Origin of the sequence: Nocardioides soli (assembly GCF_014191495.1) — a bacterium.
GTDB lineage: Bacteria > Actinomycetota > Actinomycetes > Propionibacteriales > Nocardioidaceae > Nocardioides > Nocardioides soli.
Genome location: NZ_JACHWR010000001.1, coordinates 1,454,098 through 1,480,131, shown reverse-complemented (window position 1 = coordinate 1,480,131; position 26,034 = coordinate 1,454,098). Strand labels below are relative to the sequence as shown.

Here is a 26,034-nt window from a genome sequence, read left to right as displayed (position 1 = left end):
GACCCCGATGGGCCACCGACACCAAGACGGTCAGAGCAGCGTGAGCAGGGGCCGTGGATCGGGCGCGTCGCCGGGCGCCTGCAGCACCACCGTGTCGGCTCCGGCCGCGGCCAGCTCGCCGATCCAGCCGCGGACGTCGCCGGCGTCCGGCGCCACCTCGGTGTACGCCGCGACATGGGCGCGCGGGCCGACCGCGGCCCGCGCGCGGCGGACGACGTCGGGGTCGGTGACGCTGTCGAGCAGTACGCCGTCGGAGACCTCGCCGGCGAGCGAGACGGTGCGCGGGCCGCGAGCGCCGACCAGCAGCCGCGGCGGTGGTGCGGGCGGCCAGTCGAGGGCGACGGCGTCGAGCTGCACGTAGCGCCCGGACACCGACACCGTCTCGCCCCGCAGCAGGTCGCGGACGGCCAGCGTGTGCTCGTGCAACAGCGTCACGGGCGATTCCGCGCGGGCGCCGACCTGACCCATCCACGCCTGCACGCCGTGGCCGAGCGCCACGACGAGTCGGCCGGGGAAGAGGCGAGCCAGCGTCGCGATCTCCATCGCGGCGAGCGCGGGGTTGCGCAGCGGGACCGGCAGCAGCCCGATGCCGACCCGCACCCGCGACGACCAGGCCAGCGCCGCAGCGGCCGTCGTCAGGCCGCCCTCGAGGAAGCAGTCCTCCCAGAGCCACAGCTCGTCGACGTCGGAGGCGTCCACCGCCTCGACGACGGCGCGCAGCTCCTCGGGCGGGGACTGGGGACGGAAGACGACGCCGGTCGCGGTCATGTCGTCACGGTCTCATCTACCGCCGACGGTCCGCGGACGCAGCGTGAGCAGCTGCTCGGCCCGGCCGACCGGACCCGACTCGTCGTGCAGCACCGTCGCGGTGAGTCCGTGCCCGCTCGGCCCCCACGTCACGGTCGTGTCCAGCCCGACCCACGACCCCGACGGTGACCGGAAGAGGTGGATCGTCAGGTCGAGGTTGGGGAAGAGCCACTCCTCGGGCGAGCGCCGGACCGCGATCCCGTTGGCGGTGTCGACGAGCCCGACGTACGCCGCCAGCTCGCTGACCTCCTCGTCGGGGAGCAACGGGTGGGGCGTCGACACCCAGGCCGTGGTGCGGCCGGGCAGCGGCGGCGCCAGCGTGCGTACGTCGAGCGAGGCGATGTAGCCGCCGGGCCAGAGCTCGGCCATCGCCCAGGGTGCCGCGGTGTCTGGACCCGCCAGCGGCTCGGGCAGCCCGCCGGCGACCACGGAGGTGTCGGTCGCGGCGAGCCGCCAGGCGCGGGCGCGGAGCACGGTCCGGCCGCGCCAGGCCGCCGTGGCCTCGAGCAGCTCGATGGTGCGACCCGCCCGCACCACGGCGACGTCCGTCTCGAACTCCTCGACCCCGACCACGCCGAGGATGTCGAAGGAGATGCGGCCCAGCACGAGGCCGTCGTCGCCGCGCGCCGCGGCGTACCGCTCCAGCTCGTGGGCGACGAGGCCGTGGAGCGGGCTGATGTGCTGCTCGGTCGTCGACCAGGCCCCGCTCGTCAGGTCGGTGGCGCGGAAGCGCCCCTCGCCGAGGCGGACGAAGTACGACGTCGCTGCGCTCATGCGCGTACTCGCTTCGCTCCGTGCGCGCACGAGGCACCTGACGCGCTGCCCTGGATGATTCGCTCGCTGCGCTCGCTCATGCCGCCACGCTTTCATCCGACCCTAGACTCGATGGACGTGACCCACTCCGAGACCAGGCTGCGGCCCGGCATCCGCGCCCTCGACCGGTTGTTCAAGGCCGCGCCGTCGCTCTCGGTGGCCCGGATGACGCCCAACCAGCTCGCGAAGGTGCAGGCGTCGGTCATCCCCGACGGCGGCCCGGCCGCGCTCGTCCTCGGCCGTCCTCGCAAGGGCGTGGACATCCGCACGACCACTTTCGTGGGCCGACACGGCGACCTGCCGCTGCGGATCTACACCCCGGAGGCGTGGTCGCGGACGTCGCGGCCGCTGGTGCTGAACTTCCACGGCGGCGGGTTCGTGCTCGGCAGCGCCCGTCAGGGCGACTGGATCTGCAGCACCGTCGCCGCGGACCTCGACGCGGTGGTGGTCTCGGTCGACTACCGGCTCGCGCCGGCGCACAAGTACCCCGCCGCGGTCGAGGACTGCTACGACGCCCTGCTCTGGACCGCCGCGCACGCGGCGGACCTGGGCGGCGACCCCGCCCGCATCGGGGTGATGGGCGACAGCGCGGGCGGCAACCTGGCGGCCGTCATCTCGATCGTCGCCCGCGACGAGCAGGGCCCGGCCATCGGCCACCAGACGTTGATCTACCCGGCGACCGACATGACCGACGCGGCGCTCGAGGACGCGTCGGTCGTCGCGAACACCCGCGGCATCGTGCTCAGCAACGACGACATCCAGATCTTCCGCGACCACTACCTCGACCCCACCGCCGACCGGACCGACCACCGCCTGTCGCCGGTGCGGGCCACCGACCTGTCCGGGCTGCCGCCGGCCGTTGTCGTGGTGGCCGGCCTCGACCCGCTGCACGACAGCGGCGTCCGCTACGCGCAGGCGCTCGCGGACGCCGGGAACGCGGTGACCGTCGAGGACTTCCACCAGATGCCGCACGGATTCCTGAGCTTCCCGTACTTCGCGCACGCCGCCCGGCCCGCCATGGCCGCGATCGTCGAGTCCCAGCGGGCCGCCCTCGGCTGAGACGCTGATCCGTCGTGCCGGCGGGTGCCGACGTGCGAGGATCACGGCCGTGAAGGAGATCGCTGACGTCATCGTCGTCGGCGCCGGCCTCGCCGGCCTGACCGCGGCCGCCGAGGTCGCCGACGCGGGCAAGCGCGCCGTGCTGCTCGACCAGGAGCCGGAGCAGTCGCTGGGCGGGCAGGCGTTCTGGAGCCTCGGCGGACTCTTCCTCGTCGACAGCCCCGAGCAGCGCCGGATGGGCATCAAGGACTCGCGGGCCCTCGCGATGCAGGACTGGCTCGGCAGCGCCCAGTTCGACCGCGACGAGGACCGCTGGCCGCGCCGGTGGGCCCAGGCGTACGTCGACTTCGCGGCCGGCGAGAAGAGGGCGTGGCTGCGCGCGATGGGGCATCGCGTGTTCCCGGTCGTGGGCTGGGCCGAGCGCGGCGACGGACGCGCCGACGGGCACGGCAACTCGGTGCCGCGCTTCCACATCACCTGGGGCACCGGGCCGGGCATCGTCGAGCCGTTCGAGCGCCGCTGCCGCGAGCACGCCGCCACCGGGCGGCTGCGCTTCGCCTTCCGGCACCAGGTCGACGACCTGATCGTCGAGGACGGCGCCGTCGTCGGCGTGCGCGGCACCGTGCTGGAGCCGAGCGACGTCGAGCGCGGCAAGGCCTCGAGCCGGCGCGGCGTCGGCGAGTTCGAGCTGCGCGCGCAGGCGGTGATCGTCACCAGCGGGGGCATCGGGGGCAACCACGACCTCGTGCGCCGGACCTGGCCCGCCCGGCTCGGCACGCCGCCGGCGACGATGGTTGCGGGCGTGCCGGCACACGTCGACGGGCGGATGCTCGCCATCACCCAGGACGCCGGCGCGAACGTGATCAACCCCGACCGGATGTGGCACTACGTCGAGGGCCTGCGCAACTGGGACCCGATCTGGGAGAACCACGGGATCCGGATCCTCCCCGGCCCCTCGTCCCTGTGGCTCGACGCAACCGGCAAGCGGCTGCCCGCGCCGTACTTCCCCGGCTTCGACACCCTCGGCACGCTCGCGCACCTGCGGCGGACCGGCCACGACTACTCGTGGTTCGTGCTCACCCAGAAGATCATCGAGAAGGAGTTCGCGCTCTCCGGCTCGGAGCAGAACCCCGACCTCACCGGCAAGGACCTCAAGCTGCTGCTGTCGCGGGTGCGCAAGGGGGCGCCCGGCCCGATCGAGGCGTTCAAGCAGCACGGCGAGGACTTCGTCGTCGCCGACGACCTCGCCGGCCTGGTGCGAGGCATGAACGAGGTCGGCGACCGACCCCTGATCGTGGAGGCCGAGCTGCGCGAGCTCATCGAGCAGCGCGACCGCGAGATCGACAACGCGTTCACCAAGGACGCGCAGGTGACGGCGATCCGCGGCGCCCGCCAGTACCGCGGCGACCGGCTGATCCGGGTCGCGGCGCCGCACAAGCTGCTGGACCCCAAGGCCGGCCCGCTGATCGCCGTGCGGCTCAACATCCTGACCCGCAAGACCCTGGGCGGGTTGGAGACCGATCTCGACGGTCGCTGCCTGACGGCGGCGGGCGAGCCGCTCACGGGCCTGTACGCCGCGGGCGAGGTCAACGGCTTCGGCGGCGGCGGGATGATGGGCTACAACGCCCTGGAGGGCACCTTCCTCGGCGGCTGCCTCTTCTCGGGGCGTACGGCGGGCCGGGCCGCCGCCCGCGCGGTCTGAGGGCCGGGCGTCAGTGGGCGCCGGTGAGGTTCAGGCCGACGACGCCGGCGACGATCATCGCCAGTGACGCGAACTTGAGCCAGTCCATGGACTCGCCGAGGAAGAGGTAGCCGACGACCGCCACCAGGGCGGTGCCGGCGCCCGACCAGATGGCGTAGGCGACCGACACCGGGACGGTCTTCACGATGATCGCGAGCAGCCCGATCGCGACGGCGTAGCCGGACATCACGACGATCGTCCACGGGATGTTCGTGAAGCCGTCGGCCTTCGGGAGCAGGGCGCTCGCCCCGACCTCCACGGCGATCGCGAGCACCAGCAGGATCCCGGCGAGCATGGGTCGAGTGTAGCAATCGCTACAGGCGCCGCGGTGGCGTCAGTAGTCGACCCGGTCGTCCTTGCCGAGCCAGGCCTCGAACGGCGTGAAGGCGGCCGGGTGGGACCCGGGCTGCACCAGCGTCGGCCAGGTCGACCGGTCGCGCGCGAAGAGCTCGTAGAATTCCCGGTCGTCGAAGCCGCCGCGGGCCGCGTCGTGGCGGTCGGCGGCGTACACGACGCGGTCGAGGCGCGCCCAGAGGCACGCGGCGACGCAGAGCGGGCACGGCTCGCACGACGTGTAGAGCACGCAGCCGGCCAGCGAGAAGTCACCGATCTCGGCACACGCGGCCCGGATCGCCTCGACCTCGGCGTGGGCGGTCGGGTCGAGGTCGCGGGTGACCCGGTTCTGCCCCGTCGAGAGCAGCACGTCGTCGCGCACGATGACCGCGCCGAACGGCCCGCCGCCGGCCTTGACGTTCTCGATCGCGAGGTCGACGGCCCGGGAGAGCCAGCGGTGGTCGGGGTTCATGGGGACTCCTCGGACGTGGTGGAGGCGAGCCGCCACAGGCGGTCGCGGCTCATCGGCAGCTCGTGGGGACGGACGCCGAGCGCGTCGCGCACGGCGTTGGCGATCGCGGGCGCGACCGGGTTGTACGGCGCCTCGCTCATCGACTTGGCGCCTCGTGGCCCGAGTGTGTCGTAGGTGTCGGCGAAGAGCACCTCGGTCACGGGTACGTCGGCGATCTGCGGCACCCGGTAGTGCCGGAACGACCGCGTCACGACCTCGCCGTCGGCCAGCAGCAGCTCCTCCTGCAGCGCGCTGCCGAGCGCCTGGGCGACCCCGCCCTCGACCTGGCCGCGCAGCTGCTCGGGGTTGATGATGCGGCCCGCGTCGACGGCCTGCACCGACCGCAGCACCCGCAGTTCGCCGGTGACCCGATCGACCGCGACCCGTGCGCCGTGCACGTTGAACGCGACCGACCGCGGGGTGCCGCTGTGCCGGCCGGTGCCGTGCAGCGGCGGCGCCTGGCCCGCGTCGAGCGCCGCGCGTACCCGGCGCGCGGCCTGCGCCACCGCCATGCCCGCGACGACGGAGCCGGTCGAGCCGTAGGCGCCGGTGTCGTACGCCGCCGCGTCGGTGTCCGACGAGCGCAGCCGCACCAGCGCGGGGTCGATGCCGAGCTCCTCGGCGACCAGCTGGACGTGCACGGTCGCGCTGCCGTTGCCGAACTCGGCGGTGCCGACGCCGACCGTCGCCGTACCGTCCGCGGCCAGCTCCACGGTCGCCTCGCTGTGGTGGCCGCGCGGCGGGATCGTCGCGATCATCGCGGCGGCCACGCCCTCGCCGACGGCCCAGCGGTCGCCGTCGGGGGCCGGTACGTCGTCGCCGGCCGCGAGTGCGGTCTCGACGAGGTCGAGGCACTGGTCGAGGCCGTAGCTGCCGAAGGTCAGGTCGGGGTCGGGCGGGCCGTTGACGACGAACTCGTCGCCCGGCGCGACGACGTTGCGGCGGCGCAGCTCGACCGGGGACATCCCGAGCTCGCGGGCGAGCTCGTCGAGCGCGCACTCGATCCCGAAGATCACCTGGCCGAGCCCGTAGCCGCGGAAGGCGCCCGAGGGCACGTTGTTGGTGTAGACGGCCTCGGCGTCGACGCGCTTGTTGGCGCAGCGGTAGAGCGCGACCGACTCGTGGCAGCCGTGGAACATCACCCCCGGCGCGTGGTTGCCGTAGGCGCCGGTGTCGCTCAGGACGTCGACCGCCAGCGCGGTCAGCACCCCGTCGGCGTCCGCGCCGGCGGTCACCGAGACCCGCATCGGGTGCCGGCAGGGCGCCAGCGTGAACTGCTGCTCGCGGGTCAGCTCGAGCTGCACGGGTCTCGGCTCACCTTGTCGGGCGGTGCGCAGCACCGCGAGCGCGACCAGGTCCTCGACGAGCATCTCCTGCTTGCCGCCGAACCCGCCGCCGACCCGGGCGGCGACCACGCGGACCCGGTCGGGGTCGAGGCCCAGGATGTGCGCGAGCTCGGCGCGCACCAGGAACGGCACCTGGGTGCTGGTGCGGATCACCAGCCGGCCGTCGTCGTCGATCCAGCCGCGGGCACCGTGGGTCTCCAGCGAGGCGTGGGTGACCCGGGCGGTCGTCCAGGTGCCGTTGACGGTCGCCGTCGCGGCGGCCAGTCCGGCGGCGACGTCGCCGACCTCGCCGTGCGTCCGGGCGACGACGTTGCGCGAGGGCTCGGCGATCCGCGCGACCTCGGGGGACTTGTCGCCGTGCAGCAGCGGCGCGCCGGGGGAGCGGGCGGCCTCGGGGTCGTGGACGGCGGGCAGCACGGCGTACTCGACCTCGACGAGCGCGGCCGCGCGCTCGGCCAGGATCGGCGACTCCGCGACGACGGCCGCGACCCGCTGGCCGCGGAAGCGCACCACGTCGTCGAGCATCCGGGTGTCGTCGGGGTCGTCGCGCCGGTCGTCGTGCCGCCCGGTCGAGTAGCGGACGTCGGGCACGTCGTGGTGGGTGAGCACCAGGCGTACGCCGGGCGCGGCGGCCGCTCGGGTCGTGTCGATGCTCGTGATGCGGGCGTGGGCGTGGGGGCTCTGCACGAGTGCCATGTGCAGCACGCCGGTCGTGGGCAGGTCGAGTGTGTAGGGCTCGGTGCCGGTCACGATGCGCTCGGCCGCCGGCGCCCCCAGCGACGCGCCGAACGCCGCGCCGTCGGCGGTGCCCGGCCCGACGTTGGTGCGACCGGCCAGCGCGTCGCGGATCGAGCGGTAGCCGGTGCAGCGGCACAGGTTGCCCTTGAACGCCTTGTCGACGACCGCCTCCTCGACGTCGGGGGCGACGCCGGTCGCGGTCACGATGAAGCCGGCGGTGCAGAAGCCGCACTGGAAGCCGGCGGCGTCGGCGAACGCCCGCTGCACCGGATGCAGGTCGCCCGGCCGGCCCAGGCCCGCCACCGTCGTGACCTCGCGGTCGATGCCGCGGACCGCCGGGTAGAGGCAGGAGTGCACGGGTGCGCCGTCGACGAGCACCGTGCAGGCACCGCAGTCACCGGAGTCGCAGCCCTTCTTCACCTCGAGGTGTCCGGTGTCGCGCAGGAACGTGCGCAGGCACTGGCCCGGGTCCGGGTCGGCCCCGGGGGGCGCGCCGTTGACCCTCATCGCGCTCGCCTCCGTGCGGCGGTGAGCAGGCAACCGAATCGGGTGACGGAACGGTTGCTGACGCACCGCTGCCCGGCGTGCGCGCGGGGGAGCGGTGAGCAGGCAACCGAATCGGGTGACGGAACGGTTGCTGACGCACCGCCGCCCGTCGGCGTCGGCGTCGCCGTCGGCATCGGCGCGGCTGCCGGCCTCATGCCAGCAGCTCCTCGCGCACCTCGCGGGCCAGGACGCCGGTGACGTGGGCGCGCCAGTCGGCGGCGCCGTGCGGGTCGTCGTACCAGCAGTCGATCGCCGCGAGCCCGGCGTCGAGGTCGTGGCCGTCGAGCACGACGGGGCGGGCGGTGCTCGCCGTCACCGTGATCGTGACCGTCGCCCCGGCGCGCCGTCCGGTGACCAGCGCGGAGGACCTGCCCAGCGGTGTGAGGGCAACCTTCCGGAACGCGTAGTCGGTTGCCTGCTCACCGCCGAGCGGCACGTCGACGGCGCGCAGCACCTCTCCCGCCTCGAGCGCACTCCGGCCGGCACCGATCACGAAGTCGACGACCGGGACGCGCCGCGCGCCGCCGTCGGGGGTCCAGATCACGGCGACGGCGCCCAGCGTCGCCATCAGCGAGATCATCGCGCCGGCCGGCAGCGCGAGGCACAGGTTGCCGCCGATCGTGGCGACGTGCTGCACCTTCCACGACATCAGGAACGCGTCCGCACACTGGCGGACCAGCTCGGTGGCGGGTCCCCACGGAGCGGCCAGCGCCCGCTCGATCGTGCAGGTGGCGCCGAGGCGCAGCACGCCCGGCAGCTCCTCCCAGTCCGGCCACCCGAGCGCGGTCAGGTCGACGAGCCCGGTCACCGCGGGCTGCGGCTCGGAGAAGAGCCAGGTGCCGCCGGCGAGCAGCGCCTCGCCGGGCGCGAGCGCGAGGTCGTCGCGGCCACGCGCCGGTCGCAGGCTGGTCACCGTGGCCAGGTCCATCACTCCACCTCGCCGAGCCGCCCGTAGGTGGCGGTGATCTCGCTGACCCGGTCGCGTCCCTTGCGGCCGCGGGCCGAGAGCACGCCGTCGGCCAGCAGGCTGACCAGGCTCATCGCGGCGGCGTAGCTGTCGAAGGCGAGGGTGCTGGAGACCGGGCAGGCCAGCCAGTACGTCGCGCGGGCGGCGTGCGCGCGGGCGGTCGGGTCGGCGAGGAGCACCACGGTGGCACCGGTGCGCACGGCCTCGTCGAGGATCGCGCCGAAGCCGGCCGGGCGGCGGCGGAAGCCGACCAGCACGACCGCGTCGCCGGCGCCGAGGTCGGCGAGCTCCTCGCCGAGCACCTGGCCGGGCAGCGGCGCGAGGCGGACGTCGGGGCGGGCGTGGGCCAGCTGCTGGCGCACGTGCAGGGCAACCGGGTGGCTGTTGCGCCACCCGAGCACGAGCACCCGCCGGGCCGAGGCCAGCACGCGGGTGACCTCGGCGAGCTCGCAGCTCTCCAGGGCCTGCCGGAGCGACTCCTCCTCGTGCGCCAGGTGCTTGACCAGCGTCGGCTCCCCGTCGACACGGCGCGGCTCGCCGGCCGAGCGCAGGCCGCGCAGGTGGTCGCGGACCTCGTCGAAGTCGGTGAAGCCGAGGTGCTTGAAGAGCCGGCTCATCGTGGCCTTCGAGACCCCGGCGAGGCCGGCCAGCTCGGCCGAGCGGTACGTCGCGAGGTCGTCGAGGTGCTCGAGCAGCGTCTCGGCCGCCCGGCGCTCCTGGGGCGACAGGTCGGCGTACCGATCCGCGATCCGCTCGTCGATGCGCTGGCTCATGCGTGCGTCTCCGATTCCACTCGTCGGGCCAGATGCAGCACCGCCGCCTCCAGCGCGTCCAGGCCGGCGGCGACGTCGCGCTCGCGGACGTCCTCGTCGGGGTGATGGCTGATGCCGTCGTGGCAGCGGACGAAGAGCATGCCGACGTCCGTGGTGAGCCCGATCGCCATCGCGTCGTGCCCGGCCGGGCTCCACAGCCCGATCGGGTCGTCGTCGCCGGTGCTGCGGATGCCGGCGATGACCGCCTCCTGCAACCGGGGAGCGCACGGCATGGCCGGCGCCGTGTGGGTCTCGTGCACCTCCAGCCGCAGCCCGCGTGCGGTGCAGACCCGCTCGATCTCGGCCCGCAGTGCGGTCCAGAGCCCGTCGCGCTGGGCGTCGGTGGCCGCCCGCAGGTCGAGGCTCAGGTCGGCCCGGCCGGGGATCACGTTGACCGCCCCCGGCTGCACCTCGATCCGGCCCACGGTGGCGATGCAGCCCGCCTCCTTGGACATCCGCTCGACCAGCAGCACCGCCTCGCTGGCGCCGACCAGCGCGTCGCGCCGCCGGTCGTACGGCGTGCCGCCGGCGTGCCGGGCCTCGCCGATGACGTTGAGCCGGAAGCGCCGGGCGCCGGCGATGCTCGTCACGTAGCCCAGCGACCGGTCCGCGGCCTCGAGGTGCGGGCCCTGCTCGATGTGTGCCTCGAGATAGCCCACGAGATCCTCGGGCCGGCGGGCCGCCTCGCCGACGCGCTGCGGGTCGAGGTGGAAGTCGGCGTATGCCTGGCGCAGCGTGATGCCGGCGGCGTCGCGCAGGTCCCACCAGGCCTCGTCCCAGGTGCCGGCCACCGCCTGGCTGCCCAGCAACGCCTTGCCGAAGCGGGTGCCCTCCTCGTCGCTGAAGCCGATCACCTCGAGCGCGAAGGGCAGCGCGGTCTCGCGCAGCCGCTCGGCGACGGCGATCGCCATCACGACGCCGAGCATGCCGTCGTAGGAGCCGGCGTCGGGCACGGTGTCGAGGTGGGAGCCGAGCAGCAGCGCCGGCAGCCCGGGCTCGCGGCCCTCGTGGCGGCCGCACTGGTTGCCGGCGGCGTCCTGCCAGGTGCGCATCCCGGCCGCCTCCATCCACCGGCCGGCCAGCGCGTTGGCGCCGGCGTGCTCGGGGGAGAGGTAGACGCGCTGCAGGGCAGGCGGCGTGGCGGTGAGCCGGTCGAGCTCGACGCAGCGCTCGAGGACCTGCCGGGCGGTGCTCATGAGGCGTAGACCTCCCGGGCGGCGCCGACGCCGCCTCCGGCGGTCACGGGGACGCCGTGCCCGCGCAGCACCTGTTCGAGCGCGGCCAGGGTGAGCAGCACGGCGTCGCGGCGCGCGTTGTGGCCCATCGTGCCGATCCTCCAGACCCGGCCGTGGAGCGGGCCGAACGACGTGCCGATCTCGATGCCGAAGTCGTCGAGCAGTGCCGCGCGGACCTTGTCGCCACCCGAGGCGCCGAGCGCCGCCGGGATCTCCACCGCCACGACGTTGTGCATCTTGTGGGCGACGTCGCCGAACACCTCGAGGCCGAGCCCGCGCACGCCCTCGAGCATCGCCCGACCGTGGCCGGCGTGCCGGGCGACGGCCGCGTCGACACCCTCCTCGACCAGCAGCCGGGCGCACTCGCGCGCGCCGTAGAGCATCGTGGTCGCCTCGGTGTGGTGGTTGAGCCGGCGCGGCCCCCAGTAGTCCATCAGCTGGGCGAGGTCGAGGTAGTTGCTGGCGATCCGCTCGCCGCGGTCGACGTCGTCGTCGACGCGCAGCCCCGCCTCGACGTGCTTGCGGGCGTCGATCACGCCGACCGCCCGGTCGGAGATCGAGATCGGCGCGCTTCCGGAGGGGCCGCCGAGGCACTTCTGCAGTCCCGCGGTCGCGACGTCGAGCCCCCACGCGTCCATCTCGAACTCGTTGCCGCCCAGCGAGGCGGTCGCGTCGCAGTAGAGCAGCGCGTCGTGGCGACGGCAGATCTCGCCGAGGTCGGCCAGCGGCTGGCACATGGTGGTGCTGGTGTCGCCCTGGACCACCGCGACCAGCTTCGGCCGGACCCGACGTACGGCGTCCTCGATCGCCTCGGGGTCGAAGACCGCACCCCACGGCACCTCGATCGTGTGCACCTCGGCCCGGCACCGCTCCGCGATCTCGGTGAGCAGGTGACCGAACCGTCCGAAGACCGGCACCAGCACCCGGTCACCCGGCTCGAGCAGGCTGACGAGCGCCGCCTCGATGCCGGCGCGCGAGGTGCCGTCGACCAGGAAGGTCTGCCGGTTGGCCGTGCGGAAGACCTGGCGGTAGAGCGCCATCGTCTCGTTCATGGTGTCGGTCATCCACGGGTCGAACTGCCCGACCAGCTGCGCCGACATCGCGCGCAGCACCCGGGGGTCGGCGGTGACCGGGCCGGGGCCCATCAGCAGTCGGGGCGGTGGGTTCACCTGGGTCACGATGCTGGCCTCCTCAGCTGCCGGCCCCACGCGTGGTCGGGGTGGTCGGGATCGACGGCGCGGCCGCGCACGACGGTGTGGGTCACGCTGCCGTCGAACCGCAGCCCGTCGTACGCCGTGATCGGGTTGCGGTGGGCGAGCCGGGCGGCATCGACCTCGAGCGGCACGGTGGGGTCGTAGACGACGAGGTCGGCGTCGGCGCCGGCCGCGATCCGGCCCTTGGCGGTGAGGCCGACCAGGTCGGCGGGGCCGCGCGACATCCAGCGGCTGACCTGCTCGAGTCCGACGCCGCGTCGGCGCGCCTCGTGGGCGACCGCGGTGAAGCCGACCTGGAGTCCGGAGATCCCGCCCCACGCCTGCTGGAGCTCACCGTCGCCGCGGCCCTTCTCCTCGGCCGTCGTGGGGGAGTGGTCGCTGACGACCAGGTCGATCACGCCGTCCCCGAGCCCGCGCCACAGCTCGTCGCGGTTGCCCGCGTCGCGGATCGGTGGGCAGCACTTGAACTCCGGCGCGGCGTCGGGGATGGTCCCGGCCTCGAAGCACAGGTAGTGGGGGCAGGTCTCGACGGTCACCGGCAGGCCCTCGGCCTTCGCGTCGGCGATCAGGTCGAGGGCCCGCGCGCTGGAGAGGTGGACGACGTGCACGCGGGCCCCGGTGTCGCGGGCCCCGTCGAGTACGCGGTGCACGGCGGTCGTCTCGGCGGCGTCCGGCCGGGAGTGCAGGAAGTCGGCGTACGCCCGGCTCGGCACCGTGGGCGCCACGTCGAGGACGGCGGGGTCCTCGGCGTGCACCAGCATCGGCGCGCCGAGACGCGCGAGCGTCGCCAGCGCGGCGTAGAGCTGGCCGGGGTCGAGCGGCGGGAACTCCTCGACGCCGCTGGGCGAGAGGAAGCACTTGAAGCCGAGGACGCCCGCCTCCCACAGCGGCTCGAGCTCGCGCTCGTTGTCCGGCACCGCCCCGCCCCAGAACCCCACGTCGACGGCCAGCCGGCCGGCCGCGGCCCGCCGTTTGCGCTCGAGGTGGTCGACCGTCGTGGTGGGCGGCAGGGAGTTCAGCGGCATGTCGACGATCGTGGTGGCGCCGCCGAGCGCCGCGGCGAGGGTGGCCGACGCGAAGCCCTCCCACGCGGTGCGACCGGGCTCGTTGACGTGCACGTGGCTGTCGACCACGCCGGGCAGGACGTACGCCGAGTCGGGCACGTCGAGCACCTGGCCGTCGACGGGGTGCGCCGACCGTTCAATAGCGCGGATCCGGCCGTCCTCGATCACGACGGTCGCAGGGACGAACCCGTCGCCGGCCAGGACGTGCCGCCCGCGCACCGCGGCCAGGGGCATCAGGCCTCCTCGCGCAGCACGGTCGCCTGGATCAGCCCGTAGGGCCGGTCGGCGGCGAAGAAGATCTCGCCGGGGTTGTCGAGCCCGAAGGGCTCGAGGTCGACCAGGAAGTGGTGCTTGTTCGGGCAGGAGAGGCTGATCTCGTCGATCTCGGCGTACCGCTCCAGCACCGCCCTGCCCATCTCGAAGATCGTCTGCTGGAGGGCGAGGGAGTGCCGACCGGCGAAGGTCGCGAGCAGCAGGTCCGAGACGCCGGCGTACGTTGCGTCGTAGTCGAGGCCGCGCTCGACGGCGGATGCGGCGTAGCGCCAGGTCGCGGTGAGGTCGGTGGCCAGGATCCGGTCGGTGGTGTCCTCCAGCGTCGTGTAGCGGTCGCGCGGGAAGCCGTGGAACTCCGAGCCGGTCGACTTCAGCACCGTGCAGTCGGTCAGGCCCGCGGTGACGACGGTGCTCTCGCCGTCGTGCTCGACGCGGGCGGTGCGGGTGCCGCGGCCGGTGCGCCGGAAGGCGTGGTCGTGGCCCGCGCCGTCGACGGCGATCCGCTCCCAGGCGTACTGCTCGGCCGCGAGGTCGGCGGCGGTGACCCACTCGTGCGCGGTGGTGAAGTGACGGGCCAGCCGGAGCAGGAAGGCCTCGGGCGCGCCGACGCCGTCACGGGCGAAGGCGTAGACGGTGTTCTTCTGGGTGTCGGTCGCGACCACGTGGCCGTTGTCGCCCTCGGTGTGGCAGGCGGTGAAGTCGCCGCGCAGCTGGGTGGTGACGTTGAGGTCGGTGATCTCGTGGCGGTCGGTGGCGCGGTCGATGCGCACCAGGCGGCACTCGGCCTTGCCGTACTGGTTGGGTCCGAGCACGATCCGGGACCGGTTCGAGGAGGTCACGTCAGCTCCCTCGGTAGGTGGAGTAGGCGAAGGGGCTCAGCAGCAGCGGCACGTGGTGGTGCGGCCGGTCGGGGTCGATCTCGACGGCGATGCCGACGACCGGGAAGAACGTCGCGCGGCCCTGGTCGCCGAACCACGCGCCGGTCTCGAACGTCAGCACGTAGACGCCGCCGGCCAGGTCGGCGTCGAAGCGCAGGCGGCCGTCGTCGTCGGTGGTGCCGCTCCCGATCACCCGGTCCGTGGCGTCGCCGAGGTGCACCCGGACACCGGCGGCCGGCACCCCGGCGGTGGTGTCGAGGACGTGCGTGGACAGCGTGCTCATCGGAGGAGTCCTTCCAGGCGGAGCAGCGCGATCTCGCGCAGCTGGCCGGCGGTCACCGCGAGCTCGGTCTCGGGGTCGTGGGTGAGCCGCTCCTCCAGCAGGGCGAGGATCTCCTCGGCACTGCGCCCCGCGGCGCGCACCAGGTAGATCCGGTCGAACCTCTCCTCGTACGCCGCGTTGCCCGCGGCCAGCCGCCGCTGCACGTCGGCGTCGTGGGGGTCGACACCGGCCTGCTCGCGCGTCGACAGCGTGGCGCTCGCCCCGCTGCCGCCGTGGCGCTCGCCGATCCGCGGGTGGTCGGCCAGGGCCCCCTCGACCTCGGCCGGCGTCCACGCCCGGGCCCGAACGTCGGCCAGCGCGAGCAGGCGGTCGACGTCGTCGTACGGGCGACCGGCGACGAGCGCCGCGACCCACGAGTCGATGTCGGCGCAGGGGCGCACCGCGGCGCTCGCCTGCTCCGGGGTCATCGCGTTGAAGTCGGCGAGCTGCACCGACCCTCCTCTCCAGGCCGCCGGCCCGAACCGGTTGGATACCAAGGATCCGCGCGTCGCGGGACCGAAACCGTCGTTTCAGTGACGGTACGGCCTCGCCGCCCGTCACGTCAGGTCAATAGCCAATTCGAGGAGGTCGCGGTCGCGGCCGGGAGCGGCGAGCAGGCAGACGCCGGTGGGCAGTCCGGACCGGGTCCGGCCCGGCAGGCCGACCGCCGGCAGCCCGGCCAGGGCGGCGAGTCCGGTGAGCAGCAGCGTCGCCTGGCGGCCCGCCGACCGGTCGGCGCCGAGGAGCGGCGCGACCGAGGGCGCGGAGGGCAGCACGACGACGCGCTCGCCGACCAGCTCCCGGATCCGCGCGCTCGCCCGCCCGACCACCTGCCGCGCGGCGGCGGCCTGCTCGTCGTCGACCAGCGCCGCCGCCTCGAACCGGGCGCGCACCTCGGGCCCGATCTCGTCGAGCCTCGGCGCCACCCAGGCGCCGAGGTCGTGCCACGCCTCCCAGGCCTGCACCGTCTGGAACGCCGCCAGCCACGCCGGCAGCTCGGTGAGGTCCCACGACTCGCGCATCGCACCGTGCTCCGCGGCGAACGCGTCGACCACGGCGGCGACCTCGGGCTCGGCCAGCCCGGTAAGGCCCGGCACGCTGACCAGGTCGCTGGCCGGGTTGCGTGGGCCGGGCGGCAGCAGCACCTCGCCGACCCGCCGCAGCAGCCCGGCGTCGCGGGTCAGCCAGCCGACCGCGTCGAAGGAGCGCGCCAGCGGCAGCACGGCGTACGTCGACGCCGCGCCATGGGTGGTCCGGATCCCGTAGAGGCCCTGGTACGCCGCCGGCACCCGGATCGAGCCGGCGGTGTCGGTGCCGAGGCCGATGCTGGCCTGTCCCAGGGAGACGGCGCTCGCGGAGCCGGAGGAGGAGCCGCCGGCCGCCCGCCGGGGCGCCCGCGGGTTGGGCGGCGCGCCGTAGTGGGCGTTGACCCCGGCGAGCGACCACGCGAACTCCTCGGTCCGGGCGATGCCGCGCAGGCTCGCGCCGGCCTCCAGCAGCAGTTCGACCGCGCGGGCGTGGACCGGCTCCTCACGCGCCTCGGCCAGCCAGGCGGGGTTGCCGGCCCCGATGCGTTCGCCGCGCACGGCGTACACGTCCTTGACGGCCACGGTCTCCCCGTCGAGCGGTCCCGGCCCGATGGCGGGCACCAGCGGATCGCCCACCAGCCGCCAGATCCGGGTGTCGAGGGCCGGGCCGGGCGCCGAGACGTGGGCGGCGGTGACCCGCCAGCCGTCGGCGGTGCGCACCCACAGCTGGGTCTGCTGCCCGCGGCCGCCACGGGCGAGTTCGGTGACCGCGACGACGAGGGCGTGGTCGTCGTCCACGGTCTGCACGTGGGTCTGCACGATGCGCCGCTGCGGCGTGCCGCCGCGGCTGCTGCGGAACGCGCTGATCTGGTCGTGGCCGACGAGCAGCCCGTCCGCGTCGCCGCGCAGTGTCGTCGGGCCGGGTGCGAAGAGCCGGTCCAGCGTCGCGACGTCATCGGCCATCAGCGCGCGCTCGTACTCCCAGAACGCCTCGACGAGCCCGTCGGGCACGGGCCGTTGCCGTGTGGTCATGCAGGGCAGTCTGACGGACCGGCGCTCGCCTCACCCGTAGAGGCGGTCCACGACGTCGGAGTACTTGGCGTTCACGACCCGCCGCTTGAGCTTCAGCGTGGGGGTGAGCTCCTCGGACTCGGCCGTCCACTCGACGGGCAGCAGCTCGAACGACTTGACCTGCTCGGGCCGGGAGAGGCGGGCGTTGGCGGCGTCGACCGACTGCTGCACCATCGCCCGGATCTCCGGCTTGGCCGCCAGGTCGGCGAGGTCGGTGAACTCGATGCCGAGCTGCTGCGCCATCAGCGGCGCGATCTCGCCGTCGAGGGTGAGGATCGCGACGACGTACGGCCGGTTGTCGCCGATCGCCATCGCGTGCCCGATGAGCGGCGACTCCTTGAGGTAGCTCTCGATGTTGGACGGCGCGACGTTCTTGCCGGCCGAGGTGATGATCAGCTCCTTCTTGCGGTCGACGACCGCGAAGAATCCGTCGTCGTCGAGCGTGCCGATGTCGCCGGTGTGCAGCCAGCCGTCGTCGTCGATCAGGGCGCGGGTGGCGTCGTCCTGGCGGTAGTAGCCGGGGGTGTTCACCGGGCCGCGGACCAGGATCTCGCCGTCCTCGCCGAGCCGCACCTCCATGCCCGGGTTGGCGCGGCCGACGGTGCCGAGCCGGAAGCCGCCCGGGCCGTTGGCGGTGACGGCACCGCAGGTCTCGGTCATGCCGTAGACGTCGTAGACCTTGAGGCCGAGGCCGGCCATGAACCTCGCGACGTCGACGGGCATCGGCGCCGCCGCCGAGCCGGCCCAGGTGACCTGGTCGAGGCCGAGCAGCAGCTTGAGGAACCCGAGGATCCGCTCGTCGGCCGCGCGGTAGGCCGCCTCGATCTCCGGCGTCATGGTGCCGCCGACCTCCTGGGCCTCGACCCACGCGAGCGCCGCCGCCATCGACTCCTCGACCATCGCGCGGTTGGCCGGGTCGGGGTCGGCGGCGAGCTTGGCCGTCAGGCCGGTGCGGATCTTCTCCCACACCCGCGGGACGCCGAAGAACGCCGTGGGGTGCACCTCGCCGAGCGCAGCCAGCAGCTGGGTCGGGTCGCCGATGGCGTGCATGTGGCTGCCCTGCGCCTGCGGCCCGTAGAGGCCGAGCACCCGCTCGGCGATGTGGGCCAGGGGCAGGTAGCTCACCCCGGTCTGGGCTCCGGTGAGTCCGGCGGCCTCCTGGGTGCTCATCGTCTCGTAGAGGACGTTGTGATGGGTCATCACCACGCCCTTCGGGTGCCCGGTGGTCCCCGAGGTGTAGAGGATCGTGGCGGGCGAGTCCGGCGCGAGCGCCGCGGCTCGGGCCTCGACCTCGCCCGGGTGCGCGGCGCGGTACGCCGTCCCCGCAGCCACGAGCTCGTCCCAGTCCGCGTCGAGCCGGACGACCCTGCGGACGCTGTCGACCTCGTCGAGCGCGGTGGCCCAGCGGTCCCGGTAGGCCGCGTCCTCCACGAACACGACGGCCGGTCGGGCGTGCCCGGCGACGTAGGCCACCTGCTCGGGGGCGAGCGTGTTGTAGATCGACATCGGCGTGGCCCCGGCGTGCACGGCGGCGATGTCGGCGACGTAGTGCTCGATCCGGTTCGTGGCCATGATCGCGACCGTGTCGCCCGGAGCGACGCCGAGCTCGACCAGGCCGGCGGCGACGTCGAGGGCGAGCTCGCGGGTCTGGGCCCAGGTGAGGGTGCGCCACGACTCGCCCTCGGGCACGTGGTGCTTGTCGGAGTACGCCGGCCGGTCGCCGTGCTCGCGCACGGTGTCGGCCAGGATGTCGACGAGGGTGCGCCCCTCGATCCCGGACTGGACGCGGGCCCGCTCGGTCAGAACGTCGTCGGACATCGGCTGCTCCTCGATGGCATCGCAGTGACGAGGATCACAGCCTCGCCGATCGCGGGCCGCAGGGCCAGAGCGGCGCCCTCAGATACCCAGGCTGCGGCCGATGATCTCCTTCTGGATCTCGGTGGTGCCGCCGTAGATCGTCTGGATCCGGCTGTCGGTGAACGCCTTCGCGATCGGGTACTCCGTCATGTAGCCGTAGCCGCCGTGCAGCTGCACGCCCGCGTCGACGACCTGCTTCTGCAGCTCGGTGGTCCACCACTTCGCCATCGACGCGAGCGCGGTGTCGACCTCGCCGGCGTTCAGCTTGAGGATGCAGTCGTTGACGAAGACCCGCGCGACGTGGGCGTGGGTGGCCATCTCGGCCAGCACGAAGCGGTTGTGCTGGAAGGAGCCGATCGGCCTGCCGAAGGCCTGCCGCTCCTTGGCGTAGGCCAGCGACAGGTCGAGGACGTGCTCGATCGCGGCGACCGCCATCGCCGCGATCGAGACGCGCTCCCGCGGGAGGTTCGTCATCAGCGAGACGAAGCCCGAGCCCTCCTCGCCGAGCAGGTTCGCCTTGGGCACCTCGACGTCGTCGAAGAAGAGCTCGGCGGTGTCCTGCGCCTTCATGCCGACCTTGTCGAGGTTGCGGCCGCGGCCGAAGCCCGTCATGCCCCGCTCGACGACCAGCAGGCTGATGCCCTGGTGGCCCGCGTCGGGGTCGGTGCGGCACACGACGATCACCAGGTCGGAGAGGATGCCGTTGCTGATGAAGGTCTTGGACCCGTTGAGCAGGTAGTGGTCGCCCCGGTCGACGGCCGAGGTGCGGATCCCCTGGAGGTCGCTGCCGGCGCCGGGCTCGGTCATCGCGATCGCGGAGATGATCTCGCCGCTGACCAGGCCGGGCAGCCAGCGCCGCTTCTGCTCCGGCGTCCCCAGCGCGGAGATGTAGGGGACGATGATGTCGCTGTGCACGGGGAGGCCGGGGCCGCTCGCGCCGACCCGGGCCAGCTCCTCGGCGACGATGGCGTGGTAGCGGAAGTCGTCGACCCCGGCGCCGCCGTACTCCTCCTCGACGTCGAAGCAGAGCAGCCCCGCCGCGCCGGCCCGGCGCCACACCTCGCGGCTGACCTGGCCGTCGGCCTCCCACTGGTCGTGGTGGGGGACGACCTCCTTCTCGACGAAGGCGCGCACGCTCGCGCGGAAGTCCTCGTGCTCCTGCTCGTAGATGGAGGGGCGGGCGGGCATCAGGACACCCACTCCTTGACCTGGGCGACGGCGGCCGCCGGGTCGTCGGAGACCGGCGAGATCTGCAGGTTGGTGACTCCGGCCTCGCGGAAGGCGGCGATCCGCTCCCGGACGTACGACGCGGGGCCGACCAGGTTGCCGGCCTCGAGCCACTCGGTGGGCACGATCGCCTCGGCGTCGCGCTTGTTGCCGCCGAGGTAGAGGTCCTGGATCTGGTTGGCCTCCTTCTCGTAGCCGTACTGGCAGGCGAGGTCGTGGTAGAAGTTCTTGCCGCGGGCGCCCATGCCGCCGACGTAGAGCGCGTACATCGGGCGCATCAGGTCGAGCAGCTTCTTGGTGTCCTCGCCCTCGCCGATCGCGAGCATGCCGCCGGCGGAGATCTCCAGGGGCGCGAGGTCGGGGGAGCGCTTCGCGGCGCCCTTCGCGAGCGCCTCGCCCCACACCTGCGGGGCCTTCTCGGGCAGGAACAGGAACGGCAGCCACCCGTCGGCGACCTCGGCGGTCATCGCGACGTTGGCGTCGCCGAGGGCCGCGACCCAGATCGGCACGGCGCTGCGCTCGGGCCGGGTGAGCAGCTTGAGCGGCTTGCCGAGGCCGAGGCCCTGGTCGGCCGGCAGCGGCAGCGTGACGGTCCGGCCGTCGTGGACGAGCGTCTCGCGGCGCAGGCCCCGGCGGATGATCGAGATGACCTCGCGGGTGCGGCCCAGCGGCCGGTCGTACGGCAGCCCGTGGAACCCCTCGATCACCTGGGGCCCGGACGCGCCGAGGCCGATCACCGCCCGGCCGCCGGACACGTTGTCGAGGCCGGCCGCGGTCTGCAGCAGCGCGCCCGGCGTACGCGAGAAGACGTTGAGGATGCCGGCGCCGATCTCGATGGTCTCGGTCTTCGCGGCGAGGTAGCCCATCAGCGTGGGGGAGTCGAACCCGTAGGCCTCGGCGACCCAGACCGTGTCCAGTCCGGCCTTCTCGAGTCCGGCCACCTGGTCGGCGGCCTCGCGGGGGTTGCCGGCGTACATCAACGGCGTCGAGAGCTTCATCGTGACAGCCTAACTGTCACGGTCGTGGTTGCCGCAAGGGGTGAGCGTCAGGTGCGCGGACCCAGGCGCAGTGCGTGCACCCAGATCTCGGTGATCCGGTCGACCGCCTCGTCGAAGTCGATCGGCTCCCCGAGCACGAACCACAGGAACGCGCAGCGCTCGGTCATCGCACCCAGCGCCGTGGCGAAGAAGGCGACGTCGATGTCGGCCGGGATCAGGTCCGCCTGCTGCCAGGCGCGCAGGGCCGCCTCGGTGCGGGCCCGGCTCTGGTGGTGCCGGCCGCTCAGGACCTCGCGGGCCTCGTCGTTGTTCATGGCCGCCTCCTCGATGACGGCCCAGAGCGCGGCGTTGCGCCGGAAGGACTGGAAGTAGAGCCGGTTCGTCTCGCGCAGCCGCTCCTGCGGTGCCGCGTCGCGCGGCAGCCGGGTCGGCTCCTCGTACACCTCGTTCTCGAGTTCGATCAGGAGGATCCGGAAGATCTCCTCCTTCGACTCGAAGTAGGTGTAGAACGACCCGATCGCGGTGTCCGCGGCGGCGGTGATGTCGGCGATCCGGGTGTGGTGGTAGCCCTTCTCCTCGAAGACCTTCCGGGCGCCGACGATCAGCTGGTTGCGGGTGCGGCGCCCCTGTCTGGTCAGGGTCCGCTCCGACTCGGCCGCCTTCTCGATGGTGGAGCGCAGCGACGCGCTCGGACCCGTCGCCGGCGGCGACGGGTCGCCGGGGACGGGTCGCGATCGACCGGGGCCATCTGTCATGTCGTCGTGGAACCGCTTTCTCGGGAGGTCGGCACTGCGGGCTGCGCCATTCAAGCCTAACCCGAACGAACCTTCAACATCCGAATGCTTGCTCAACTTCTGAACCTGTGCTCAACTATGCGCCACGAACGAGGTGACGGCAGTCACAAGGTGGAAGGAGCAGGGGTGGAGCAGCGGGTTGTACTCATCACCGGTGCGTCGAGGGGCTTCGGGGAGGTGGCGGCGCGCGAGCTGGCGCGCCGCGGCCACCGCGTCGTGGCATCGATGCGGAGCCCGGAGCGCGACGGCGACCGGGTGCGGGCGGGCTACGAGGAGCTCATCGAGACCGTCCGGCTGGACGTGACGGAGTCCGACCAGGTGGTCGCCGTGGTCGAGGGGATCGTCGCCCGGCACGGACGCATCGACGCGGTCGTCAACAACGCCGGGTACGGCCTCTACGGCGCGGTCGAGGACCTCACGGAGGAGGAGCTCTTCCGGCAGTTCAACACCAACTTCATGGGGGAGTGGCGGGTCTGCAAGGCCGTCGTCCCGCACATGCGCGCGGCCGGTGGCGGCACGATCGTCAACGTCAGCTCGCTCGGCGCGAAGCTGGTCGCCCCGCTGACCGGGATGTACTCGGCGACCAAGGCGGCGATCGAGGCGATGACCGAGGCACTCCGCTACGAGGTCGACCGGTTCGGGATCAAGGTGACCATGCTCGAGCCGGGCATGTACCGCAGCGACTGGGCGACCACGTCGCTGGCGGTCTGCGACGCCCTCAGCGAGGGTCGCAGCCCGTACCAGAAGTCGGCGGAGAAGGCGCTGGAGGCCTTCCGCGTGATGGCCGAGACCCGACCGGGGCCCGAGGCCGTCGGCATCGTGATGGCCGACATGGTCGAGCTCCAGCAGACCCCGCCGGTGCGGCTGCCGATCGGCGACGACGCCTACAAGCTCGCGATGGCACGCACGCTCTCCTCCGACGACGCGTGGGAGAAGAGCGTCAAGACCGGGCCGTTCTTCGAGGACGTCGTCCTGTCCTCCGACGGCGCCGGCTTCGCGGGCTACTGATCGCGGCGCCGGGAGAGGAGTGAGCTCGATGGAGAGCTTCAGGGACAAGGTGGTCGTGGTCACGGGCGGGGCACGGGGCATCGGCCTCGAGGTCGCCCGGTCCATGGCCGCGGACGGTGCGGTGCTGGTCCTGCTGGACGCACCCGGGGCGATGTCGACCCTCGGGTACGACGCGGCCGGACCGGACGACCTGGCGCGCGCGGCGGAGTCCGTGCGCGCGAGCGGCGCCCGGTGCACGACGTATGCCGTGGACGTGCGCGACCGTCGCGCCGTCGCGGCCGCGGTCGACGAGATCGTGCGCGACGTCGGGTGCCCCGACGTCGTCGTCAACTGCGCCGGGGTGTGCTCGGTCGTCGACGCCGACGAGATGTCGGACGAGCACTGGGCGGAGGTCGTCGACACGAACCTGCACGGCGCCTACAACCTGGTGCGCGCGGTGATCGGCCCGATGACCGAGCGAGGTGGCGGCGCCATCCTCCAGGTCGTCGGCGACGAGGCCCGCCGCGGCGCGGCGCGGCTGTCGCACGTCAGTGCCGCCGGCTGGGCCGCGATCGGGTTCGCCAAGTCGGTCGCGCTCGAGTCGGCCGGGGCCGGCGTCGCCGTCCACGTGCTGTGCGTCGGACCGGTCGAGACCGCCCTGACGGAGTCGGACGCGTTCCGGTCGGCCGCGGCCGACCGGCGCGAGGTGCTCCGGGGCGAGGAGGCCCTGGCCGCGCTGGGCGCGCGGCACCCGAACGGCGCCGCCTGGGTGTCGATGACCGACGTGGTGCGCGCGGCGAGGTTCCTGGCCGCCAGCGGCACCTCGGCCACGGGCTCGGTGCTCGACGTGTCCGCGGGGCTGAGCGCCCTCAACTCCGCCTGACGAGGCGACCGATGCGAGGAGGAGACAAGGATGAGTGAGTTCAGCGGCAAGGTCGCCCTGGTGACCGGAGGAGCCAAGGGCCAGGGGCGCAACCATGCCCTGGCGCTGGCCGAGGCGGGCGCGCGCGTCGGGATCGTCGACGTCTGCCGGCAGTTCGACAGCTGCGCGCCGATGGGCACCGAGGAGGACCTGCGGACCACCGAGGCGATGCTGAAGGAGCGGGGCGCGGAGTGCTTCGCGATGGTCGGCGACACCCGGAGCTCGAGCGACATGCGCCGGTTCGTCGACACCGCACGGGAGCGCTGGGGCTCGGTCGACGTCTTCGTCGCCAACGCCGGCGTCGCGGCGTTCGGCCCGGTGGCGGAGATGACCGACGACATGTGGGACGACGTCGTCGGCGCCAACCTCACCGGGGTCGCGACGTCGATCCGCGCGGTGGTGCCGGTCATGAAGGAGCAGCGCTCGGGGCGGATCATCGCGACCTCCTCGTCGGTCGCGCGCGAGGGTGGGCCCAACAACGCCAACTACGCCGCGTCCAAGTGGGGCGTGATCGGCTTCGTGAAGTCGCTGGCGATCGAGCTGGCACCGCTCGGCGTGACGGTCAACGCCCTGGCGCCGATGTCGGTCTCGACCGACATGTGCCACAACGACAAGACCTACCGGCTCTTCCGGCCGGACCTCGCCGACCCCACCGAGGACGACGTGCGCGACACGTTCGCCAGCCTCAACCCGATGCGGGTCCCCTGGCTGGAGCTGGAGGACGTGACGGCCGGTCTGCACTACCTCGCGTCGGAGTCCGGCCGCTACGTCACGGGCGCCTCCCTCGACATCGCGGGCGGGTGGAATGCCTACCACAGCGCCTGAGGGAGGCGACGGCCGTGTCGCGCTCCCCCTGGTCGAGGCGGACCGGACCACCGTCTCGAAGGTGGACGGCGTCATCGACACCGGACTCGCCCAGGTCACGCGGGTCGGCGAGCACGTCTACCTGTCCGGACAGCTCGCCCTCGACCCCGACGGCCGCATCGACGCCCCCGGGGACTGCGGCCGCCAGGCGACCCGGTGCTTCCGCAACATCGAGGGCATCCTCGCCGCGGTCGGCGGCCGGATGAGCGATGTCGTGAAGGTGGTCTGCTACCTGACCGACGCCGCCGACCTGGCCGCCTACGCCGAGGCACGACGCCGGTTCCTCCCGACCGTCCCGGCGTCGACCGCCGTCGTCGTGAAGGCACTGCTGCACGAGGACGCCCTCCTGGAGGTCGACGTGACGGCCGTCCTCCCCCCGCTCCCTACCCGAATCGGCTGAGAGGTGCCCATGTCGAGCAAGATCGACGATCTCGTCTCCACCGCCGTCGCCGGCGGACCGCCCCTGTTCTTCCCCCAGCCCGAGGGGGAGATCCACTACAACTTCGACCAGGGCAACCCGGCCACGGAGACCTTCCCGCTGGCGGCACTGGCCGCTCTCGAGGACGACGTACGCCGCGAGGTCGGCGGGCCGTCCTACGACTACTTCGACGCCGCGACCGGCTACGAGGAGCTGGTACTCGGCTGGCGCGGCCTCCGAGGGGTCCTCGCCGACCGGTTCGCGGCCCGCGACGGCCGGCAGCTCGACCCGATGAACCTGATCCTCACCTCGGGGTCGGTGCAGGGCATCGCCCTGGTGGCCAAGGCGTTCGTCGACCCGGGTGACGTGGTGCTGGTCGAGGCGGCGACGTTCCCGTACGCCGTGCGCTTCTTCGAGGCGGCGGGGGCCGAGATCGTGCCCGTCCCGGTCGACTCCGACGGGATGGACGTCGAGGCGCTGGACGCGACGATCGAGGAGCTGCTGCGCAGCGGGCGCCGGTCCAAGCTCATCTACACGATCCCGACCTTCCAGCTGCCGACCGGCACCTGCCTGAGCCTCGAGCGCCGGCGCCGGCTGGTCGAGATCGCGAACCGCCACCGCGTCATGGTGCACGAGGACAACGTCTACGCGGAGCTGCGCTACGACGGGGATCCGCTGCCGACCCTGTTCAGCCTCGACCAGGGGGGACTGGTCGTCCAGTCCGACAGCTTCAGCAAGACCGTGGCCCCGGCGCTCCGGCTCGGCTGGGTGCTGGGCTCCCATCAGGCCATCGCCGCCGTGGGCGCGGTGCGCCAGGACCTCGGGGTCAACCAGCACCTCGCGAGGGTGATGGCCCGCTTCACGGAGTCCGGCATGCTCGACCGGCACATCGGCGAGATCCGCAAGGTCTACCGGGCGAAGCGGGACACCGCCGTCGCGGGGCTGCGCGAGCACTGCGCGGAGTGGGTGGACTTCACCGTGCCCGACGGCTCGTTCTTCCTGTGGCTGCGGATCTCCGAGCAGATCGACTGGGACGCCGCGGCGGCCCGGGTCGCGGAGGCCGGCGTCTACTGCCGCCCCGGCGAGCGGTTCTCGGGCGACGCCGGCGGCGGCCGCTTCCTCCGGATGGCCTTCAGCAACGTCTCCACCGAGACCATCGCCGAGGGTGTGGCGGCGCTCGGGCGCGCGCTGAAGGCGAGTGTCCGGTGA

25 protein-coding genes are annotated in these 26,034 nt (G+C 73.4%); 7 read left to right on the top strand and 18 right to left on the bottom strand.

Annotation, left to right across the window (positions count from 1 at the left end):
* Nucleotides 1-30: 30 nt before the first annotated feature.
* Nucleotides 31-768, bottom strand: a complete 738-nt coding sequence (locus FHU40_RS07450; protein ID WP_183591591.1) for an LLM class flavin-dependent oxidoreductase — start codon at nucleotides 766-768, stop codon at nucleotides 31-33.
* 12 nt (nucleotides 769-780) lie between these two features.
* Nucleotides 781-1,581 carry a thioesterase family protein gene (locus FHU40_RS07445; protein WP_183591590.1) on the bottom strand — a complete coding sequence of 267 codons (801 nt, stop codon included), beginning with the start codon at nucleotides 1,579-1,581 and terminating at the stop codon, nucleotides 781-783.
* A 117-nt stretch (nucleotides 1,582-1,698) separates the two neighbouring features.
* Between FHU40_RS07445 and FHU40_RS07440 the strand changes: the two genes are divergently transcribed.
* A complete protein-coding gene (locus FHU40_RS07440) occupies nucleotides 1,699-2,679 on the top strand; it encodes an alpha/beta hydrolase fold domain-containing protein (RefSeq protein ID WP_183591589.1) in 981 nt (326 codons plus the stop codon).
* 49 nt (nucleotides 2,680-2,728) lie between these two features.
* Nucleotides 2,729-4,381 (top strand): FAD-binding dehydrogenase, encoded by a 1,653-nt coding sequence (locus FHU40_RS07435; RefSeq protein ID WP_183591588.1) that lies wholly within the window; start codon nucleotides 2,729-2,731, stop codon nucleotides 4,379-4,381.
* Nucleotides 4,382-4,391: 10 nt separating this feature from the next.
* Here FHU40_RS07435 and FHU40_RS07430 read toward each other — a convergent pair whose 3' ends face one another.
* The 16 genes from FHU40_RS07430 to FHU40_RS07355 form a co-directional block, all read right to left on the bottom strand.
* Nucleotides 4,392-4,715, bottom strand: coding sequence for a DMT family transporter (locus tag FHU40_RS07430; RefSeq protein ID WP_183591587.1), 324 nt, complete (start codon nucleotides 4,713-4,715; stop codon nucleotides 4,392-4,394).
* A gap of 39 nt (nucleotides 4,716-4,754) precedes the next feature.
* Nucleotides 4,755-5,225, bottom strand: coding sequence for a nucleoside deaminase (locus tag FHU40_RS07425; RefSeq protein ID WP_183591586.1), 471 nt, complete (start codon nucleotides 5,223-5,225; stop codon nucleotides 4,755-4,757).
* Nucleotides 5,222-7,855, bottom strand: coding sequence for a molybdopterin-dependent oxidoreductase (locus FHU40_RS07420; RefSeq protein WP_183591585.1), 2,634 nt, complete (start codon nucleotides 7,853-7,855; stop codon nucleotides 5,222-5,224). The genes FHU40_RS07425 and FHU40_RS07420 overlap by 4 nt, the downstream gene beginning before the upstream one ends.
* Before the next feature lie 190 nt (nucleotides 7,856-8,045).
* A complete protein-coding gene (locus tag FHU40_RS07415) occupies nucleotides 8,046-8,822 on the bottom strand; it encodes an FAD binding domain-containing protein (RefSeq protein ID WP_183591584.1) in 777 nt (258 codons plus the stop codon).
* On the bottom strand, nucleotides 8,822-9,634 hold the full coding sequence (locus FHU40_RS07410; RefSeq protein ID WP_183591583.1) for a MurR/RpiR family transcriptional regulator: 813 nt from the start codon (nucleotides 9,632-9,634) through the stop codon (nucleotides 8,822-8,824). The genes FHU40_RS07415 and FHU40_RS07410 overlap by 1 nt, the downstream gene beginning before the upstream one ends.
* A complete protein-coding gene (locus tag FHU40_RS07405; protein ID WP_183591582.1) occupies nucleotides 9,631-10,869 on the bottom strand; it encodes an allantoate amidohydrolase in 1,239 nt (412 codons plus the stop codon). Before FHU40_RS07405 ends, FHU40_RS07410 begins: the two co-directional genes overlap by 4 nt.
* Nucleotides 10,866-12,086 carry a pyridoxal-phosphate-dependent aminotransferase family protein gene (locus FHU40_RS07400; RefSeq protein ID WP_343057771.1) on the bottom strand — a complete coding sequence of 407 codons (1,221 nt, stop codon included), beginning with the start codon at nucleotides 12,084-12,086 and terminating at the stop codon, nucleotides 10,866-10,868. The genes FHU40_RS07405 and FHU40_RS07400 overlap by 4 nt, the downstream gene beginning before the upstream one ends.
* A complete protein-coding gene (gene allB / locus FHU40_RS07395) occupies nucleotides 12,083-13,420 on the bottom strand; it encodes an allantoinase AllB (protein WP_183591581.1) in 1,338 nt (445 codons plus the stop codon). The genes FHU40_RS07400 and allB overlap by 4 nt, the downstream gene beginning before the upstream one ends.
* Nucleotides 13,420-14,298, bottom strand: coding sequence for a factor-independent urate hydroxylase (gene pucL, locus FHU40_RS07390; protein WP_183591580.1), 879 nt, complete (start codon nucleotides 14,296-14,298; stop codon nucleotides 13,420-13,422). The genes allB and pucL overlap by 1 nt, the downstream gene beginning before the upstream one ends.
* 1 nt (nucleotide 14,299) lies before the next feature.
* Nucleotides 14,300-14,620, bottom strand: a complete 321-nt coding sequence (uraH, locus tag FHU40_RS07385) for a hydroxyisourate hydrolase (RefSeq protein WP_183591579.1) — start codon at nucleotides 14,618-14,620, stop codon at nucleotides 14,300-14,302.
* Nucleotides 14,617-15,111: a 2-oxo-4-hydroxy-4-carboxy-5-ureidoimidazoline decarboxylase gene (gene uraD, locus FHU40_RS07380; protein WP_183591578.1), complete on the bottom strand. Its 495-nt coding sequence runs from the start codon at nucleotides 15,109-15,111 to the stop codon at nucleotides 14,617-14,619. Before uraD ends, uraH begins: the two co-directional genes overlap by 4 nt.
* A gap of 105 nt (nucleotides 15,112-15,216) precedes the next feature.
* Nucleotides 15,217-16,719: an AtzH-like domain-containing protein gene (locus FHU40_RS07375; RefSeq protein ID WP_183591577.1), complete on the bottom strand. Its 1,503-nt coding sequence runs from the start codon at nucleotides 16,717-16,719 to the stop codon at nucleotides 15,217-15,219.
* 30 nt (nucleotides 16,720-16,749) lie between these two features.
* Nucleotides 16,750-18,576 (bottom strand): AMP-dependent synthetase/ligase, encoded by a 1,827-nt coding sequence (locus FHU40_RS07370; protein WP_183591576.1) that lies wholly within the window; start codon nucleotides 18,574-18,576, stop codon nucleotides 16,750-16,752.
* A gap of 78 nt (nucleotides 18,577-18,654) precedes the next feature.
* Nucleotides 18,655-19,803 carry an acyl-CoA dehydrogenase family protein gene (locus FHU40_RS07365; protein WP_183591575.1) on the bottom strand — a complete coding sequence of 383 codons (1,149 nt, stop codon included), beginning with the start codon at nucleotides 19,801-19,803 and terminating at the stop codon, nucleotides 18,655-18,657.
* Nucleotides 19,803-20,840, bottom strand: a complete 1,038-nt coding sequence (locus FHU40_RS07360; RefSeq protein ID WP_183591574.1) for an LLM class F420-dependent oxidoreductase — start codon at nucleotides 20,838-20,840, stop codon at nucleotides 19,803-19,805. Before FHU40_RS07360 ends, FHU40_RS07365 begins: the two co-directional genes overlap by 1 nt.
* 47 nt (nucleotides 20,841-20,887) lie before the next feature.
* Nucleotides 20,888-21,595, bottom strand: coding sequence for a TetR/AcrR family transcriptional regulator (locus FHU40_RS07355; protein ID WP_183591573.1), 708 nt, complete (start codon nucleotides 21,593-21,595; stop codon nucleotides 20,888-20,890).
* A 165-nt stretch (nucleotides 21,596-21,760) separates the two neighbouring features.
* On the opposite strand from FHU40_RS07355, the gene FHU40_RS07350 reads away from it, so the two are divergent.
* The 5 genes from FHU40_RS07350 (at nucleotide 21,761) to FHU40_RS07330 (ending at nucleotide 26,034) form a co-directional block, all read left to right on the top strand.
* Nucleotides 21,761-22,642, top strand: a complete 882-nt coding sequence (locus tag FHU40_RS07350; protein ID WP_183591572.1) for an SDR family oxidoreductase — start codon at nucleotides 21,761-21,763, stop codon at nucleotides 22,640-22,642.
* A gap of 28 nt (nucleotides 22,643-22,670) precedes the next feature.
* The gene (locus tag FHU40_RS07345; RefSeq protein ID WP_183591571.1) at nucleotides 22,671-23,504 is read left to right on the top strand and encodes an SDR family NAD(P)-dependent oxidoreductase; all 834 of its coding nucleotides are present in this window, start codon (nucleotides 22,671-22,673) and stop codon (nucleotides 23,502-23,504) included.
* A gap of 30 nt (nucleotides 23,505-23,534) precedes the next feature.
* Nucleotides 23,535-24,368, top strand: a complete 834-nt coding sequence (locus tag FHU40_RS07340; protein ID WP_183591570.1) for a mycofactocin-coupled SDR family oxidoreductase — start codon at nucleotides 23,535-23,537, stop codon at nucleotides 24,366-24,368.
* Nucleotides 24,369-24,429: 61 nt separating this feature from the next.
* Entirely contained in the window at nucleotides 24,430-24,807 is a 378-nt protein-coding gene (locus tag FHU40_RS07335) for a RidA family protein (protein ID WP_183591569.1), read from the top strand.
* 9 nt (nucleotides 24,808-24,816) lie between these two features.
* On the top strand, nucleotides 24,817-26,034 hold the full coding sequence (locus FHU40_RS07330) for an aminotransferase-like domain-containing protein (RefSeq protein ID WP_183591568.1): 1,218 nt from the start codon (nucleotides 24,817-24,819) through the stop codon (nucleotides 26,032-26,034).

Excerpts from the sequence above, each read along its gene's own strand:
- FHU40_RS07450 (WP_183591591.1), bottom strand. The coding sequence starts at position 768 with ATGACCGCGACCGGCGTCGTCTTCCGTCCCCAGTCCCCGCCCGAGGAG.
- FHU40_RS07445 (WP_183591590.1), bottom strand. The coding sequence starts at position 1,581 with ATGAGCGCAGCGACGTCGTACTTCGTCCGCCTCGGCGAGGGGCGCTTC.
- FHU40_RS07430 (WP_183591587.1), bottom strand. The coding sequence starts at position 4,715 with ATGCTCGCCGGGATCCTGCTGGTGCTCGCGATCGCCGTGGAGGTCGGG.
- FHU40_RS07425 (WP_183591586.1), bottom strand. The coding sequence starts at position 5,225 with ATGAACCCCGACCACCGCTGGCTCTCCCGGGCCGTCGACCTCGCGATC.
- FHU40_RS07420 (WP_183591585.1), bottom strand. The coding sequence starts at position 7,855 with ATGAGGGTCAACGGCGCGCCCCCCGGGGCCGACCCGGACCCGGGCCAG.
- FHU40_RS07415 (WP_183591584.1), bottom strand. The coding sequence starts at position 8,822 with ATGGACCTGGCCACGGTGACCAGCCTGCGACCGGCGCGTGGCCGCGAC.
- FHU40_RS07410 (WP_183591583.1), bottom strand. The coding sequence starts at position 9,634 with ATGAGCCAGCGCATCGACGAGCGGATCGCGGATCGGTACGCCGACCTG.
- FHU40_RS07405 (WP_183591582.1), bottom strand. The coding sequence starts at position 10,869 with ATGAGCACCGCCCGGCAGGTCCTCGAGCGCTGCGTCGAGCTCGACCGG.
- allB (WP_183591581.1), bottom strand. The coding sequence starts at position 13,420 with ATGCCCCTGGCCGCGGTGCGCGGGCGGCACGTCCTGGCCGGCGACGGG.
- uraH (WP_183591579.1), bottom strand. The coding sequence starts at position 14,620 with ATGAGCACGCTGTCCACGCACGTCCTCGACACCACCGCCGGGGTGCCG.
- FHU40_RS07375 (WP_183591577.1), bottom strand. The coding sequence starts at position 16,719 with ATGACCACACGGCAACGGCCCGTGCCCGACGGGCTCGTCGAGGCGTTC.
- FHU40_RS07370 (WP_183591576.1), bottom strand. The coding sequence starts at position 18,576 with ATGTCCGACGACGTTCTGACCGAGCGGGCCCGCGTCCAGTCCGGGATC.
- FHU40_RS07365 (WP_183591575.1), bottom strand. The coding sequence starts at position 19,803 with ATGCCCGCCCGCCCCTCCATCTACGAGCAGGAGCACGAGGACTTCCGC.
- FHU40_RS07360 (WP_183591574.1), bottom strand. The coding sequence starts at position 20,840 with ATGAAGCTCTCGACGCCGTTGATGTACGCCGGCAACCCCCGCGAGGCC.
- FHU40_RS07355 (WP_183591573.1), bottom strand. The coding sequence starts at position 21,595 with ATGACAGATGGCCCCGGTCGATCGCGACCCGTCCCCGGCGACCCGTCG.
- FHU40_RS07345 (WP_183591571.1), top strand. The coding sequence starts at position 22,671 with ATGGAGAGCTTCAGGGACAAGGTGGTCGTGGTCACGGGCGGGGCACGG.
- FHU40_RS07340 (WP_183591570.1), top strand. The coding sequence starts at position 23,535 with ATGAGTGAGTTCAGCGGCAAGGTCGCCCTGGTGACCGGAGGAGCCAAG.
- FHU40_RS07330 (WP_183591568.1), top strand. The coding sequence starts at position 24,817 with ATGTCGAGCAAGATCGACGATCTCGTCTCCACCGCCGTCGCCGGCGGA.